This is a genomic window from Dyadobacter jiangsuensis (genome assembly GCF_003014695.1).
Taxonomy (GTDB): domain Bacteria; phylum Bacteroidota; class Bacteroidia; order Cytophagales; family Spirosomataceae; genus Dyadobacter; species Dyadobacter jiangsuensis.
Map to the genome: position 1 here is coordinate 484,064 of NZ_PYAS01000002.1, position 15,392 is coordinate 499,455.

General features: G+C 50.8%; 13 protein-coding genes. 10 read left to right on the plus strand and 3 right to left on the minus strand.

Features of this window, described 5'->3' with window-relative positions; all coding sequences use genetic code 11:
* From CLV60_RS05350 to CLV60_RS05360, 3 genes are read left to right on the plus strand one after another with little or no spacing between them, the layout of a single operon-like run.
* Positions 1-1,131: a DUF4249 domain-containing protein gene (locus CLV60_RS05350; protein ID WP_106594328.1), complete on the plus strand. Its 1,131-nt coding sequence runs from the start codon at positions 1-3 to the stop codon at positions 1,129-1,131.
* Positions 1,131-2,330 carry a DUF4249 domain-containing protein gene (locus CLV60_RS05355; RefSeq protein WP_229210824.1) on the plus strand — a complete coding sequence of 400 codons (1,200 nt, stop codon included), beginning with the start codon at positions 1,131-1,133 and terminating at the stop codon, positions 2,328-2,330. The genes CLV60_RS05350 and CLV60_RS05355 overlap by 1 nt, the downstream gene beginning before the upstream one ends.
* A gap of 25 nt (positions 2,331-2,355) precedes the next feature.
* Positions 2,356-4,758 carry a hypothetical protein gene (locus CLV60_RS05360; RefSeq protein WP_106594329.1) on the plus strand — a complete coding sequence of 801 codons (2,403 nt, stop codon included), beginning with the start codon at positions 2,356-2,358 and terminating at the stop codon, positions 4,756-4,758.
* On the opposite strand, the gene CLV60_RS05365 is transcribed toward CLV60_RS05360, so the two are convergent.
* Positions 4,755-5,216 (minus strand): Lrp/AsnC family transcriptional regulator, encoded by a 462-nt coding sequence (locus CLV60_RS05365; protein WP_106594330.1) that lies wholly within the window; start codon positions 5,214-5,216, stop codon positions 4,755-4,757. The genes CLV60_RS05360 and CLV60_RS05365 overlap by 4 nt on opposite strands.
* A gap of 172 nt (positions 5,217-5,388) precedes the next feature.
* Between CLV60_RS05365 and CLV60_RS05370 the strand changes: the two genes are divergently transcribed.
* Complete coding sequence (locus CLV60_RS05370; protein WP_106594331.1) at positions 5,389-6,339, plus strand: NAD-dependent epimerase/dehydratase family protein; 951 nt, start codon at positions 5,389-5,391, stop codon at positions 6,337-6,339.
* A 125-nt stretch (positions 6,340-6,464) separates the two neighbouring features.
* Positions 6,465-7,652, plus strand: a complete 1,188-nt coding sequence (gene kbl, locus CLV60_RS05375) for a glycine C-acetyltransferase (protein ID WP_106594332.1) — start codon at positions 6,465-6,467, stop codon at positions 7,650-7,652.
* 174 nt (positions 7,653-7,826) lie between these two features.
* On the opposite strand, the gene CLV60_RS05380 is transcribed toward kbl, so the two are convergent.
* Positions 7,827-8,621, minus strand: coding sequence for a transglutaminase domain-containing protein (locus CLV60_RS05380; protein ID WP_229210825.1), 795 nt, complete (start codon positions 8,619-8,621; stop codon positions 7,827-7,829).
* A 189-nt stretch (positions 8,622-8,810) separates the two neighbouring features.
* Here CLV60_RS05380 and CLV60_RS05385 point away from each other — a divergent pair, with 189 nt between their 5' ends.
* The 4 genes from CLV60_RS05385 to CLV60_RS05400 all read left to right on the plus strand — a co-directional run bounded on the left by CLV60_RS05385 (position 8,811) and on the right by CLV60_RS05400 (position 12,506).
* Positions 8,811-9,344, plus strand: a complete 534-nt coding sequence (locus CLV60_RS05385) for a YceI family protein (RefSeq protein ID WP_106594334.1) — start codon at positions 8,811-8,813, stop codon at positions 9,342-9,344.
* A gap of 128 nt (positions 9,345-9,472) precedes the next feature.
* On the plus strand, positions 9,473-10,840 hold the full coding sequence (locus tag CLV60_RS05390; protein WP_106594335.1) for a neutral/alkaline non-lysosomal ceramidase N-terminal domain-containing protein: 1,368 nt from the start codon (positions 9,473-9,475) through the stop codon (positions 10,838-10,840).
* 13 nt (positions 10,841-10,853) lie between these two features.
* Positions 10,854-11,939: a Gfo/Idh/MocA family protein gene (locus tag CLV60_RS05395; RefSeq protein WP_106594500.1), complete on the plus strand. Its 1,086-nt coding sequence runs from the start codon at positions 10,854-10,856 to the stop codon at positions 11,937-11,939.
* Positions 11,940-11,948: 9 nt separating this feature from the next.
* Positions 11,949-12,506, plus strand: a complete 558-nt coding sequence (locus CLV60_RS05400; protein WP_106594336.1) for an acyl-CoA thioesterase — start codon at positions 11,949-11,951, stop codon at positions 12,504-12,506.
* A gap of 75 nt (positions 12,507-12,581) precedes the next feature.
* Here the strand turns inward: CLV60_RS05400 and CLV60_RS05405 are convergent, their stop codons facing one another.
* Positions 12,582-14,147 carry a helicase HerA-like domain-containing protein gene (locus CLV60_RS05405; RefSeq protein ID WP_106594337.1) on the minus strand — a complete coding sequence of 522 codons (1,566 nt, stop codon included), beginning with the start codon at positions 14,145-14,147 and terminating at the stop codon, positions 12,582-12,584.
* Positions 14,148-14,368: 221 nt separating this feature from the next.
* On the opposite strand from CLV60_RS05405, the gene CLV60_RS05410 reads away from it, so the two are divergent.
* Complete coding sequence (locus CLV60_RS05410; protein ID WP_106594338.1) at positions 14,369-15,373, plus strand: alpha-E domain-containing protein; 1,005 nt, start codon at positions 14,369-14,371, stop codon at positions 15,371-15,373.
* The last annotated feature ends 19 nt before the right edge of the window (positions 15,374-15,392 follow it).

Below are 15,392 nucleotides of genomic sequence, written 5' to 3' on the forward strand. Positions count from 1 at the left end.
ATGAGATATTGGTTTTTAAAAATAGGCTTTTTTGTATTGCTGCTGATCGTCGACAGCTGTGTGGAACCGTTTTCGCCACCCGAAGTTAACTCCGATGAGAACTACCTGGTGATCGACGGCTTTCTGAACGTGAACGGTACCGATTCGACGCGGATCGAGCTGCGTCGAACGCAGAATGTCAATGCAACGGCATCTCCAACGATCGAAAGAGGCGCCCAACTGACTGTGGAGGAAGAAAACGGCGAAACGCTGCCTATGAAAGAGACCGGTACAGGTGTGTACACCTTGCCGCCGCGGCAGTACAATCGGTCGGGTAAATACAGGCTGCGGATCAAGACGAAAGACAATCAGGAGTATCTGTCCGACTTCGTAGGGGTGAATATTACCCCGGTAATCGATAGCGTAACCTATAAAGTAGACCCGGTGCTGAATGCCGCGATATTCTACGTGAACACGCACGATGCACAGAACAAGACGCAGTTTTACCGCTGGAAATTTGATGAGACCTGGGAATATGAGGCTACCTATTATTCCGCTTTGATCGTCAGAAACGATTCCGTGGTCTTACGGCCCGATAATATCAATAAATGCTGGGGGAAATTGAAATCGGGAAGCATTTTGCTGGGCAGTACTGTAAAGCTGAGCAGCGACGTGATCAAGGACCTGCCGCTGAACCGGGTACCGATTCCTACCAACAAGCTGTACATCAAATACAGTATTCTGGTGAAGCAATACGGCCTTTCGCGCGATGCATTTGAATATTGGACGGCTTTGTCCAAAACAACACAAGGTACCGGCAGTCTTTTCGACGTATTGCCGTCGCAGGTGACGGGTAACATCCGCCATACTTCGAATTCGCGTTTGCTGGCATTTGGCTATTTCAGCGCGGCTACGGAAGAAACCCGCCGGCTCACCGTCACGCCCAGGCTGGGTATGTTCCCGCGTTGCACCGAACCCGATACGATCCCGATCCGGTGTTCGTCGCGGGATGCCGATGAATGTGCCACAAATACAGCCAAGCTGCTGCTCACCTATTGGGGGCCGCGTTCCGACTCCGTTTTGGTAGCGCCCCATTCGTGCACCGATTGCCGCCTGCAAGGTGGTACTACTGAAAGACCCTCGTATTGGTAATGATTTTACAAGGAATGACTGTGAAAGGAATAGCGTTCATCAAAAAACTGAAAGAGGCCAGCGGGGCCGGGAAGTGGCGTTCGGGACAATGGGTGTCGTGGGGAATGCTGGCGGCCGCCGGCTTGGTGATCAACAGCTGCATTGAGCCGTTTTCGCCGCCGGAAGTGACCAACCCCGATACTTACCTGGTGGTAGATGGTTTTCTGAATGTCAGCGGCGATACCAGCAGGATCGTTTTGAGCCATACACAGGCTGTAAATGACGATAATGTATTTGAAACGGAATCCGGAGCAACGATTATGGCAGATGCGGAAAATGGGGAAAGCTATGTGTTTCAGGATATGGGCAATGGTTCATATAAGCTGCCGCCGACAAATTTTAACCGCGATGTCAAATACCGGCTGAGAATCAAACGATTCAACGGCAGAGAATACGAATCCGATTACGTGGTTGTAAGCAAAACACCGCCGATTGACAGCGTCACCTATCGCGTTGACCCCAGGAGGAATGCGATGGTGATCTATGTGAATACACATGACGCGAGCAACCAGACTCGGTTTTATCGCTGGAATTTTGAAGAAACTTATGAGTACCGGATGGCTTACTATTCGAGCCTGACGCGCGACTACACGACAAAACAGATCATTCCGCGAAGTGATAATATCAACGTGTGCTGGCGGACATTGTCATCCAGGGACATCAAGCTCGGATCGACGATTAAGCTGAGCCAGGACATTATTCGCGATGTGCCCGTCAATATTGTAGACATTAATACAAATAAACTGTATTTCGGATACTCGATCCTGGTGAAACAATACGGACTTACGCGGGAGGCATTCGAATACTGGACCGACCTGGCCAAGACAACGCAGGGAACCGGCAGCCTTTTTGATCCGCAGCCATCGCAGGTAACAGGTAACATCCATTCGAAAGCCAATGCCAAGGAATTGGTATTCGGTTATTTCAGCGCGGCGCAGGAACAAAGGCAGCGGATTTTTATCCGGGAAGCATTAGGGGCATACCCGCGCTGCACGCCACCGGATACGCTCAATTTCGAGGATGCATTTAACGGCTCAGCGGTGCTGCTTTACTATTATATGGGTGAACCCAAGAGCGGTTACCTCGGAACTTCGGAATCGTGTGCGGATTGCCGGTCGCAGGGTGGTACTACCACGAAGCCATCTTTTTGGTATCAATGATTATTCTATTGTCTGAAAATATACAATGAAACTCAGGACATTTATTTGCGGTTTGCTGGCGCTGGCATTTTACCATACTTCGTTCGCGCAGGACGACGCCATGCTCGCTTCCATTCGGCAGCGGTTCGGCCTCTATACCGAGCGGGCTGTGCAGGAAAAGCTGTTTGTGCATATCGACAGGCCGTTTTACCTCGTCGGGGAGACGATGTGGTTCAAAGCCTACAACCTTAACGGTGCAACGCACCGGTTTCTCGACCTGAGTAAAGTAGCCTATCTGGAAGTGCTGGACAGTGAGAACAACGCCGTATTCCAAACCAAGTTCGCCATGGTCGATGGCCGGGGCAATGGCTCGGCGCTCGTTCCTTCCACGCTTGTGAGCGGCAAATACAAGCTGCGGTGCTATACCAACTGGATGAAGAATTTCTCCGCCGAAAGCTACTTCGAAACCTCGGTCGCCATTCTGAACCCGTTTGTCCGCTTCGATCCTGACAGGGCCTCGAAGGAAGAAACCCATTACGACGTGCAGTTTTTCCCGGAAGGGGGGCATTTGGTAAGCGGGATTGAAAGCAAAGTCGCATTTCGTGCAGTGGGCGTCGATGGGAAGGGTATTAAATTTAAAGGTGCGATCCTCAATGAGCAGAATGAAACCGTCCGCGAATTTGAACCGGAACTGAACGGTATCGGCTACTTTAAGCTGAAACCCGAAGAAAATGCAGTTTATAAAGCGACCATTACCGATGGCAAGGGAAAACGTTTCGAATATCAATTTCCGAAAGTCGAGCCGCAGGGATATGTGATGGAGGTAAGAGACTCGACGTCGGCGCTGGTGAAAGTGACCGTAACCGGAAAGCTTGCAAGCGAGGATCCCGCGACCATATACCTGCTCGCGCACACGCGGCAGGCGAATGCGGTGTTTGGCAAAAAAGGATTAGGCAAAGGCCCGGCGGTTTTTGTGCTCGAAAAAGCGAAGCTGGGGGAAGGTATTTCGCAGATTACGATCTTCAACGAAAAATTGAAACCGGTTTGCGAACGATTGTATTTCAAACGTCCTGAAAAGCAGTTGACCATCGATGCGCAGCTAGGCAAAAGCTTCATCGGGCGTGAGAAGGTGGCGATGAACATATCGGCTGCCGCAGGCCAGGCACTACCGGCTTGGAGCAATTTGTCGGTGGCGGTATACCTCGACGATTCGATTCAATATCAGCCACAGCACGATATGCACAGCTATTTGTGGCTCACCGCCGATTTGAAAGGTGATATTGAAAACCCGGGCTATTATTTTCAGAATGTCAGCCAGGATACCGACAGGCAGCTCGATAACCTGATGCTCACCCACGGCTGGCGGAGGTTGAAATGGGACAAGGTGTTCGGAGGTCAGCTGGTTAGTTTCGAACATTTACCTGAATACGACGGCCATTTCATCCACGCCCGCGTGCTGAACCGCGCCGATGGAAAGCCCGCGGTGAACAAAGACGCATACCTGGCTTCGCTCGACGTCCCTGCGCGCTTGTATGTGGACAGAAGCGATAACGAGGGTCGGGTGAAATTTGAGGTACGGCAGTTCACAGGTCCGAAGGAAATTACATTGCAAACCGACCTGGCTTACGACTCGACCTATCGCGTCGAAGTGGCGACGCAGTTTTCCAAGCAGTTTTCAACGACCAGTGTCCCATCTTTTTTCTTTGACAAAACCCTGGAAAGCCAGTTGCTGACGCGGTCCGTGAATATGCAAACCGGCAATGCATTCCTTCCAAGGGTCTACACCGAGAAAAAGGCCGTACTGACCGACTCGCTGCCATTCTTCGGGGTGCCCGACGAGAAGTACTTCCTCGACGATTTCACCCGATTCCCGACCATGGAGGAAGTTTTGAGGGAATATGTAAAGGGCATCCTCGTCCGCAGACGGCAAAAGGAATTCCATTTGCGAATGATCGACAAGCTGCTTCCCAATACCTATTATACCACCGATCCGCTCATGCTCCTGGACGGTATCCCGGTTTTCGATGCCGACAAGATCATCGAAATGGATCCGTTGAAAGTGAAAAAAATCGAGCTCATCAGCTCCCGCTACTTCCTGGGGCCGATGACTTTTACAGGTATTGTCAGTTTCTCAACCTACCGCGGCGATCTGGGCGGGTTTGAGCTCGATCCGAAAGTACTGGTCATGCCGTATGAGGGCGTGCAGGCGCAAAGGGAGTTCTATGCACCCAAGTACGACAGCAATAATGCCAACAGCCGTATCGCCGACTTCCGGAACCTCCTGCATTGGGCACCCAACGTCACGACGGGCAAAGACGGCAAAGCGACGGTCGAGTTTTACACCTCCGACCAGACCGGTCGTTACAAGGTCGTGATCCAGGGCATTACCCCGGATGGCACGGCGGGTAGTAAAACCGTTTCTTTCGACGTCAAGAAACGAAGCCTTTAAATGTAAAACTCCGAGGTGTGCTTGATCTCCTTCAACACGAAGGTGCTGTTGAGCACGCCTATGTTGTCGATCTTCGACAGCTTATATTTCACGAAGTCGTGGTACTCGTCGAGGCTGGCGACGTTGATTTTTAGCAGAAAATCAACCTGCCCGGCCATATGGTAGCATTCCTGCACCTCATGGAGGTTTTGTATCTCCTGTTCGAACTTCTCGATAAATGCCTCATTGTGGTAGCGCATGGATACCTGGCAGATGGTCGTAACCTGTCTGTTAATGAGTTTTTTATCTAAAATTGCTACATATTGCTTGATGTAGCCCAGGCTCTCCAATCTCCTGATCCGCTCGTACACGGGCGAGACGGTGAGGTTAAGCATCGTCGCGATTTCCTTGGTCGTTTTTTTTGCATCTTTTTGAAGAATGCGGAGGATTTTGGTATCGATTTTGTCCAACTGTTCCATGGGGCAATAATATTTACTGGTACGGGTTTCGAATTGAATCTCAAAAAGTAAATTTTACTTCAAAAATCAAATAGTGTGGTAATGTTTCCTGAGAAACTGGCTGTTTGTTGAAAATAATTTTCACAAATGGGAAATTGCAAGTGATTTATGCTTTACCCAAAAGTTGTTTTTTATGAAAACGGACTGCGTTTTAGTAATAGGAGCAAACGGACAGATCGGATCTGTCCTGGTGGAATATCTGAGGGAAATTTACGGATTGGGAAAAGTGGTGGCTACGGACATCCGCATGCCCGAATTCCCGACCGGTATCTTTGAGCAACTCGACGCGACCAATGCCGCCGAAATGGCTGCACTCGTGCGCAAATACGGCGTTACGCAAATCTATCACCTGGCCGCTATCCTTTCTGCAAAAGGCGAACAAGACCCGCTCCGAACGTGGCAGATTAATATGCAAACGTATTTCAATGTGCTCGAAGTAGCGCGTGAAAACGGGGTAAACAAAGTTTTCTACCCAAGTTCCATAGCCGTTTTCGGTGACCGTGTGGATACGCTGGCTGAGCAATGGTCGTACCTTGACCCCGCAACCGTTTACGGGATCAGCAAGGCGGCAGGTGAGAACTGGTCCAACTACTATTTCAAACGTTACGGTGTAGACATCCGCTCGCTGCGTTACCCGGGCATTGTTGGCTATCAATCAATGCCGGGCGGCGGTACAACGGATTACGCCGTCGATATTTATCACAAGGCAGTGAAAGGAGAGGCATTCGAATGCTTTCTGAAACCGGAAACTACGTTGCCGATGATCTACATCAGCGACGCCATGGACGCGACTGTCCGCCTGATGGAAGCGCCTGCCGAAAAGATTTCGGTAAGAACGTCTTATAACCTTGCGGGAATGAGTTTTTCCCCGAAAGAAATAGCGGAAAGCATCCAAAAGATTATCCCCGGATTTGCAATCACTTACAAACCCGACTTCCGCCAGGCCATCGCAGACTCATGGCCGCAGGAAATCGACGACGCGCAAGCCCGGAAAGACTGGGGCTGGCGACCAAGCTACTCACTCGATAAGATGACGGAGGAGATGATCAGCGAGTTGCGGAAGAAGTATCATTTGGTTAGTTAATGAGTCATCAAGTCAGGTGTTGTCATTTATTGTCAGGTATTGTCATGTATTGTAAATCATTGACAACACATGACTTTCTGACCTAATGACTTTTAATAGCGTTCAGTCATTCAACCACTACAATCATGTACGGTAACATCCAAGAACAACTCGTTGGCGAACTGGAAGCGATCCGGTCGGCGGGTTTATATAAAAAAGAGCGCGTGATTACCACGCCGCAATCGGCACACATTGCTACTACCGATGGCGCCGATGTGCTCAACTTTTGTGCCAATAATTACCTGGGCCTTTCTTCACATCCCGATGTGATCCAGGCCGGTATCGACGCCATTCATTCGCATGGTTTCGGTATGTCATCGGTGCGGTTTATCTGCGGTACGCAGGATATTCACAAGGAGCTCGAACGTAAAACGGCCGAATTTCTCGGTACGGAAGATTGCATTCTCTACGCCGCGGCATTCGATGCGAACGGCGGGATCTTCGAGCCATTGCTGAACGAGCAGGACGCCATTATCTCCGACGAACTGAACCACGCTTCGATCATAGACGGCGTAAGGTTATGCAAGGCCAAGCGTTTCCGCTACAAGCATAACGATATGGCTGATCTCGAAAAGCAACTCCAGGATGCGCAAGGCAGCCGGCGCATTCTGGTCGTGACGGATGGTGTGTTCTCCATGGACGGTACCATCGCCCGCCTCGATCAAATATGCGACCTGGCCGAGCAATATCACGCCATGGTGATGATCGACGAATGCCATGCCACCGGCTTTATGGGTAAAACCGGCCGCGGCACGCACGAGTATCGTAATGTCATGGGCCGTATCGACATCATCACCGGTACTTACGGCAAGGCATTGGGCGGCGCATCGGGCGGCTTTACAGCTGCCAAGAAGGAGATCGTGGAGATCCTCCGCCAGCGTTCACGTCCCTATTTGTTTTCAAATACATTGGCGCCATCCATTGTGGGAGCGTCCATTAAAGTACTCGACCTACTCACCTCGTCCACCGCATTGCGTGACAAGCTGGAACGGAATACCCAATACTTCCGCAAGGCCATGACCGAAGCTGGGTTTGACATCCTTCCCGGCGAGCACCCCATCGTGCCGATCATGCTCTACGAGGCGAAACTGGCACAGGAGTTTGCCGCCAAACTGCTCGACGAAGGCATTTACGTGATCGGATTTTTCTATCCCGTGGTTCCGCAAGGCAAAGCGCGCATCCGCGTGCAGATTTCGGCCGGGCATGAGCAAGGCGATCTCGAAAAGGCGGTAGCGGCATTTACCAAAGTAGGAAAGGAACTGGGTGTAATTTAGTCAAGTGTAGTCATTAAAGTCATGTGTTGTCAGGACTGGACAGACACAATACCTGACTAACTCTGACCACACATGACTACATCTGACCATACTTGACCACAAAAAAAGCAACGTTTAACAACTAAGACCAAATAAGGCGAAGCCGATACTGGATTTCCGGTACCGGCTTTTTGTTTATTGTTCCCCTTCCAGCAGCTCGACCTCGACATGCAGCGATTGCAGCGTTGCATTGCCGTACTGGGTAACCATCGCCACATCTGCGGCGTCGCGGCCGTGGGCGATTTCGATGCGGTATCCTTCCGTTTTTTCCTGCACGGCATCGAAGGTGTACCATTCGCCGCCAATGAACACCTCAAACCAGGCGTGCAAATCCATATCCTTCAATTTATCGAGGTAGCCGACAGTCATGCGGGTTGGGATGCAGAGGTTACGGCATAATGCAATGGCCAGGTGCGTGAAGTCGCGGCACACGCCTACGCGGGCGCGGGCGGTGTCGACTGCGGTGGTGGCGGCATTGGAAAATCCGTACTGATAGCGCACATTGTGGTGAATCCACGAGCGGATGGCTTCCACCTGCTCGTACCCCGGGGTGAGGTTGCCCGCTATTTCCAGGGCCAGCATATTGATTTCGTGTAAATCCGACTGACAATAGCGGCTCGGCAGGATATAATGCATGACCTCATCGGGCAGGTCCCCTACAAGCATATACGCAGGCGGCGGGTTCGGGATTGGCTTCGTGTCGCTCACCTGGGCTTGTACTTCGGTCGTGATTGTCACCCGGCCTACGGGCAGGATTGTGCGCTGGCAGGGGTTGCCGTAGAGGTCGGTGTATTCCGAAAACGGCACGGGCGGCTCTATGTTAAAACCTTCCTGAATAATCGATTGGCCTTCCTGCCGGCGGGGGCGTAACATGGTCGTTACGGTGGTGGGGGCATACACGTCGTACGTGAATATGCTTCTGCCCTTCATTTTCATTTATGGGTCGAGTTAGTATTTGTACTAAATGTAATGATGCTTAGTTACTTAAAAATTACGTGCCATTTATTTTATTGTGAACACCCGCGTCAACCAGAATTAAATCGTTTTAATCGACGTTTGTACATCAGGAATGTTAATTTTAGAGCGAGTAGTATTTAGTGAAATTTAAATAATACACCTATGGCAGTTACAAAATGGATCGTAGACCCGGCGCATTCTGAAGTGCAGTTCAAAATCAAACACCTGGTCATTTCGACGATCACAGGTTCCTTCAACAACTTTGAAGGCGGGGCGACTTCGGACCTCAATAATTTTGAAAACGCGGAAATTCACTTCTCACTCGATGTGAGCAGTATCGATACCAACGTGGAAATGCGCGATGCCCATTTGCGGTCCGCAGATTTCTTCGATGCCGATCAATTCCCGCACATTACTTTTCAATCCAACTATTTCCATAAAGTAAAGGGCGACAATTATAAGCTCTCCGGCCTTCTGACCCTGAAAGGAATTACCAAGCCTATCGAGCTCGATGCCGAGTATGGCGGGGCGGAAAAGGACGGAGAGGGGAACGTACGCATTGGTTTCGAAGTGGAAGGCCGTTTGAGCCGTCAGGAATTCGGCCTGAACTACATGCAGCTGACCGACTCGGGCGGCTTAGTAATTGGTGAGGACGTGAAGCTGATAGCTAATATCCAGCTTGTAAAGCAAGGATAATCAGTGGTTTAACTATTTTCATAAACTTTTAATACCCGGCATGGACCTGAAAACTGGTTTGCCGGGTATTTTTGATTTCAATAGAAAAAGCGGGTTGCCGTCTTTTCCTCAAACCTAACTCGCAATCCATGAAAGTGCTGCGCATTATATTCAAAGTCATCGGGATATTCCTCCTGTTGCTCGTACTCGCCATTGCCACGATGATCACCACCATGGACGACACGCCGTACCAGGAAATGGCCTATTACAAGGAGTGGAAGAGCCTCATTGGCAGCGCGAAGGCCGTAGGCGGTCCCGCCGATACTGCGAGCGCTTCCGGCGCATTGCAAGCAGGCTGGGCGAAGGTCAATATCACACCGGCATCGCCAACGCCCACCGCAGGTTACGGCAATCGCCGCGGGCGCCCGTACACGGCCGTGCACGACTCCGTGTATGTACGCGCGATGGTGATCGACAACGGGCATACCAAGGCGGCGATCATCGCTGCCGACCTGCTGATCATCCCGCCGACGGTAATCGAGTCCTTTAAGGCAAAACTAAAACCGGGCGATATCCCGTTCGACCAGATCTATTTCGGCGCTACGCATAGCCATAACAGTGTAGGCGGTTGGGGAACTGGCATTTCTTCCCTTTTCTTTTCGGGTAAATTCGATCCCGCCATTGTAGAGAACCTTGCCAATGCATTCCACAAAGCCATTACCGATGCGCAAAACAAAGTGGAGCCTGTGCAGCTGACCTACATGGAGTCGCTCGATTCGGTTGATATCCGCAACCGGCTGGTAGGCGAGGAGGGAGGTATCGATCCGGAGATCCGTTCGGCGGCATTCGTTACCAAAAGCGGGCAGAAGGCTATTCTGAGCTCTTTTGCAGCGCATTCCACAGTTTTGAATTCTAAAAACATCGTTCTGTCGCGCGACTACCCGGGCGCGCTCGTGGATTCGCTCGAAAAAGGGCGTTACAATTTTGCGATGTACATAGCTGGCGCGGTAGGCAGCATGGGACCGATCGAGCAGGGTACAGATGATTTCGATGAAGTGAAAAACCAGGCATTTGGTGTTCAGAATGCATTGTTGTCGCCTAATACTCTCAGAGAAGAATCGAAAGGTGCATTGATTGAAACCCTCACTTTACCGCTGCCGCTCCGCGATCCTTCGCCGAGGCTTACGATGAATATTGTGCTGCGCTCGTGGGCTTTCAAAAAGGCATTCGGCGAATATCCTGTGTTTGTGAAAGCATTGCGGGTCGGCAATATTCTCATGGTGGGGATGCCGTGCGACTTCTCCGGCGAATTGACTGCCCCGCTGGACGCTTATGCCAAATCCAAGGGTCTGAACCTGATGGTTACCAGCTTCAACGGCGGCTATATCGGCTACATTACCCACGACAAGTACTTCAACCGCGATTTGTACGAGACCAAAACCATGAGCTGGTATGGGCCGTACAATGGTGCTTATTTGCAGGAAGTGATCAAAGATATTATTGATAAGTTAACCTAAACCGTAACGAATGATGAGAGCACTTGTAATCCTTTTTCTGGCATTCCTCAGCGTTTCTTCGATGGCCCAGAAACCCGTCCGTGTGGCGGTAGCGGGACTTAGCCACGGGCACGTCGGCTGGATTTTCAACCGGAAGGACAAAACCGATATTCAGCTGGTAGGTATCTGGGAAACGAATCCCGATCTGGTGAAACAGTTTACCGAACGCTACAAGCTCGACCCGAAGCTATTTTATTCCGACCTGAACAAAATGCTCGACGAAACCAAGCCGGAAGCCGTTTCGGCATTTGGGGCGATTAATGAGCACGTGGTCGTGATACGGGCATGCGCGCCAAGGAAGGTTAATGTGATGGTGGAAAAGCCGCTTTCTACCACATTTGCCGACGCGAAAGAGATCCAGAAACTCGCGACTCAGCATAACATCCACGTTCTGACGAATTACGAAACCTCCTGGTATGCGAGCAACCAGCACGTGAACCAGCTGATTCAGGATGGTAAACTGGGCGATATTCGCAAGGTAATGGTCAACGACGGTCACCAGGGCCCCAAGGAAATTGGGGTTAGCAAAGAGTTTTTCGCTATTTTGACGGATCCGGTGAAGAATGGGGCCGGCGCATTGGTTGATTTCGGGTGCTATGGCGCGAACCTGATGACCTGGCTCATGAAAGGTGAGCGGCCGATTTCAGTAACCGCCGTGACACACCAGAATAAGCCGGATATCTACAAGAATGTCGACGATGAGGCGTCCATTATCCTGCAATATCCGAAGGCGCAATGCATTATCCAGGGCTCGTGGAACTGGTCTTTTGCGAGAAAGGACATGGAAGTATATGGTAACAAAGGCTACGCCGTGGCTGTGAATGCCACCACCGTGCGCCAGCGTTTGCAGGAAAAAGCACCGGAAGAAACATTGAAGCTCGAACCACGCCCGGCACCCTATACCGATCCGTTCTCGGTACTGGCCGACGTCGTACAGGGGCGTTTGAAACTCGATCAGAACGACTTGTACGGGTTGCCCGTGAATGTGACCGTCGTCGAGATATTGGAAACGGCCAAGGAGGCCGCCCAAACCGGTAAGACCATCTTTTTGAAAAAATAAACAACGCCTATGCAGCCCAGGCCCGTCAGCTTTTCCCAGACTACCCTCACCGAGTTAATGATCCCTTCCTATGCCAATTTCGGCGGGAAAATCCACGGGGGCATATTGCTTTCATTAATCGACAAAGTCGCGTATGCGTGCGCGTCGCGACATGCGGGAACGTATTGCGTGACGGTTTCGGTGGACGCGGTGGATTTCCTCGAACCTGTGGAGGTTGGCGATCTGGTATCGCTGCATGCGTCGGTGAATTATGTCGGAAGGACTTCGCTGGTAGTGGGGATTAGGGTGGTGGCCGAGAATGTGAGAAACCGCACGGTACGGCATACGAATACTTCTTACGTAACAATGGTTGCCAAAGACGACAATAACAAGCCTACCGTGGTTCCTGAATTGGTCCTGGAAAATGAGGAAGATGCGCGCCGGTTCCTGGAAGCGATCAAGCGACGCGAACTGAAAGAGAAATACCGTTACGCATTCGACAATGCCAAAACGCGCCTCGATGTGCAGGATAATCTCGATAAGTTAGCTGATCAGCGCTGCGTGATCGGCTATGATGCGGATGTTTGAGTAAATTGTCAGGCTGAGCGTAGTCGAAGCCGCAGTACCGTATCACGGCTTCGACTACGCTCAGCCTGACAGTCTTTAAAACCCAAACAAACCTCCGCTGCTTTTCCGCGAGGTCGTTTTTTTGCCAAACAGCATTCCAAAAACACCGCGTACTACCTCGCGGCCTATTTGCTTCGCCAGCGGTGAGTTGAGCGCGTCGGAGATCATGCTCGATTGCTCTTTCTCCTTCTTCGCCTCGACTTTCGCTTGTACTTCTGCTTCTTTCGCTTCGGTTTCCTTCCGTGCCTGCTCTTCCATGCGCTTGGTCAGGATTTCGTAGGCACTTTCCGGGTCGATAGGATCTTTGTATTTGGCATACACATCCGATTGCTGCACGTGCTTGTCGTAATCGGCCTGTACCATGGGTCCCATAATGGAAGCGGGAGGCATCAGGTGCGTCGCTGCTACTTCGGTAGGGATACCTTTTTCATTCAAAACGGTAATTAATGCCTGGCCGATACCGAGTGTGGTCAGCACCTGATCGATCGAATAGTAATCCGATTTTGGGTATGTTTTGACGGTTTGCTTCAATGCCTCGGCATCCTGCGGTGTAAATGCGCGGAGTACGTGCTGCACACGGTTACCCAGCTGCCCGAGTACCGATACCGGTACGTCCTGCGCCATTTGGGTACAGAAGAAGATACCCACACCTTTGGAACGGATCAGGCGGACAACCTGCTCAATCTGTTCGAGGAATGCTTTCGGAGCGTCTTTGAACAGCAAATGCGCTTCGTCGAGGAAGAAAACCAGCTTGGGTTTGTCGAGGTCGCCGGCTTCCGGCAGTTTATGGTATAGTTCGGCCAGCAGGCTCAGCATGAATGTCGAGAACAATGCGGGCTTATCCTGCACGTCGGAAACGTTCAACAGGCTGATCACGCCTTGCCCGTCGACCTTGTTGATCAGATCGTCGATATCGAATGATTTTTCCCCGAAAATCGTGCCCACGCCCTGCTGCTCCAATGCGACGATCTTGCGCAGGATCGTTCCGGCTGTGGATGCGGAAATAGTACCGTAATCGGCTTTGATTTCAGCTGCGCCCGGACCTTCTGCCAGGTAGTTGAGGACTTTTTTCAAGTCGTTCAGGTCCACCATCGGCAGGTCCTTGTCGTCGGCATATTTAAACAGGATAGCGAGTACGCCGGCCTGGGTTTCGTTCAGTTCGAAGATTTTGGAAAGCAATATCGGCCCGAATTCCAGCACCGTAGCACGCATTTGTGCGCCTTTGTTGCCGCTCAGTGAATATAGCTCGACCGGAAATCCTTTCGGTTCGAAAACGGTACCGAGTATCTGGGCGCGTTCTTCGAGGGCCGCATTGGTCTTGCCCGGCTGTGCGATCCCCGAAAGGTCGCCTTTGATGTCGGACATGAAAACGGGTACGCCAGCTGCCGAAAGCTGCTCGGCGAACACCTGTAATGTCCGCGTCTTACCCGATCCCGTAGCTCCTGCCACGAGCCCGTGGCGGTTCATCATGCGCAAGGGAAGGTTTACGCGGGCCTCGCCGATGATCTCGCCGTCGAGAATGGCCGATCCCAAATGAATTACAGGTTTGTCAGTTTGATAAGATTTCTGAATTGCTGCAATAAATTGTTCTTTCTTTGACACAGAAAATACGGGTTATGGTTTGATGAAAGGTTAAGTTACAAATTTTAAAGGTTTCGGGAAGATTCCAAGGCGGGGAGGTGAATTATTGTAGAATAATAATTTGTGAGGAAATAATATAACTTTTTGCATATGCTTGTATTTGCAAAATATTATTAGGTATTTTGGTTTGATCGCATTAGAATTATTCTGAGTTGTATTTTTAGAGACATTACTTTCCACTTATGTTGAGCCGCGTTGCGAATTCTATTTACTGGATGAATCGTTACATGGAACGGGTCGAGAATTACGCCCGTTTCGTGGGAGTTAATTTTAACCTGGCCCTGGATCTTCCGCCTGATGTGGACGAACAATGGGAGCCGTTACTGATCGCAACGGCCGACCACTTTCTGTTCTATAAGTATTACGATAAGCCTACGAAGGAGGACGTCATCCATTTCATGACGTTCGATAAACGAAACCCGAACTCGATCATCAGCTGCCTGTACGAAGCCCGCGAGAATGCGCGTACGATCCGCGAGACGATCTCGAAAGAAATGTGGGAGAGTATCAACACGTTCTATCTGGCTATCAAAGGCACCTCGCCCGACGATTTCCGGAATATGGACCATATGCAGTCGTATTTCACCGACATCCGCAAAAACTGCCAGCTTTTCCACGGAGTAGTCGATTCGTCGATCACGCGCAATGAGGCCTGGCATTTCGGACGGCTCGGGCGGCACATTGAGCGCGCAGATAAATGCTCGCGCTTCCTGGACGTGAAGTATTTCACATTGTTGCAGGATTCGGGGACTTCGGGTTCTACTTTGGATTTAATGCTCTGGACTGCCGTGCTGAAATCGGTGAGTGCTTATAACATGTACCGTCAGACGCACCGGGCGCTCACGCCGATGAATATCGTCGCATTTTTGATCCTCGATAAGCTCTTCCCGCGTTCTATTGCTTATTGCGTGCGCCAGGCGGAACTGTCGTTGTATGCCATTGCCGGCTCCATTCCCGAGCGCGGTTATACCAACCCGGCCGAGCGGGCATTGAGCAAGATCCGGAGTGAACTTGAATTCACCGACGTGGAGGATGTTTTCAAAATGGGCCTGCACGATTACCTCGATAAGTTCCAGATCAAGAACAACGAAGTGGATAACAAAATCTTCGATATGTACTTCGGATTGGAGACCGGGCAGTCGCAAAGCCAGAGCCAGGGGCATTTCAAAAGCCAGTGGATGAACTGATCAAAACTTTCCTATCTTA